Origin of the sequence: Roseomonas chloroacetimidivorans (assembly GCF_049629625.1) — a bacterium.
In the GTDB taxonomy this organism is placed as follows: Bacteria; Pseudomonadota; Alphaproteobacteria; order Acetobacterales; family Acetobacteraceae; genus Roseomonas; species Roseomonas chloroacetimidivorans.
The window spans coordinates 1-1,052 of sequence record NZ_JBNBZS010000293.1 but is presented as its reverse complement, the minus strand read 5'-3'; the positions used below and the strand labels follow the sequence as shown (position 1 = coordinate 1,052).

The 1,052-nt window shown below is 65.5% G+C and carries 2 protein-coding genes; both read right to left on the bottom strand.

What is annotated here, in order from left to right:
- Nucleotides 1-197: 197 nt before the first annotated feature.
- Complete coding sequence (locus ACO1BU_RS37535) at nt 198-494, bottom strand: glutaredoxin family protein (protein WP_424140928.1); 297 nt, start codon at nt 492-494, stop codon at nt 198-200.
- A 12-nt stretch (nt 495-506) separates the two neighbouring features.
- On the bottom strand, nt 507-1,052 hold a 546-nt coding region (locus ACO1BU_RS37530), incomplete at its 5' end, for a redoxin domain-containing protein (protein WP_424140927.1).

Sequence of the window (1,052 nt, the reverse complement as noted above, 5' to 3'; positions counted from 1 at the left end):
CACCCGCTACGACAAGACCGACACCAGCTTCCGCGCCAGCATCAGCCTCGCCGCGGCCATCATCGCATCGCGATGAATGTCAACGGACCTTAGATTGGCCGGCCTGCGACACCTCGGGTCCGAGCCAGGCGAGAAAGTCCGTCAGCACGCGAGCAGAGGCGGAGAACCTGGGCGAGCCAGGCTCCGCCTCGCGCTTCTTATCGGATGCCGCTCCGGGACAGAGCCCACTCAAGCTCCGAGATGGAGGGCTGCACCAGCACCTCGCCCCCGACATAGACGGTCGGGCTGGCGACATACCCGCCAGTCACCCACTCGAGCTGATGACGGACTTCCGGATGCGTCTCCAGGTCGACGAACTGATACGGCACCCCGGCGCGATCGAGGTAACGCCGCACCATCATCGTGATGCCGCACCAGCGGTTGCCGTAGACCACAACCGGACCGGTCCGTAGCCCGACAGGGCGGGCCGGAGCGCCATGGATTGTGCCGAGCATTTTCTCTGCTCCTCAGGCTGCCTTTTGCTTCGTGACATCGTCGAGCACGGAGAAGAGCTCGTAGATGTCAGGAACATGATGCAACTGCGGCGAGACATGCGCATGGCGGATCACGCCCTGGGCGTCCAGCACGTAGAGGGCGCGCTCGGAGAATCCATCAGGCTCCCGCCAGACATGGTACCGCCTGGCCACGTCACCCTTCGGGTGGAAGTCCGCGAGCAGCGGGAAGGTGATCCCACGCACCGCGGCCCAGGCGCCATGGCTGTAGAGGCTGTCGACAGAGATACCGACCAGGTTCACCCCGCGGCGGATGAACTCATCGAGCTCCTGCTGATACAGGTCCAGCTGCCGGCTGCAGCCCGGGCTCCAGTCCAGCGGATAGAAGGCCAGCACCGTCGGCTTGCCACGGAAGTCACTCAGGCGAACGATTCGACCCTGGGCATCCGGTAGGGCAAAGTCAGGGGCGGGCATTCCCACCGGGAGCGGCGAGTTCAGCGCCGGCCCTTCCATCTTCGGGGCGTGCTGGTGGAGGTCCGCCACGTCCTGCAGTGTCGGGCC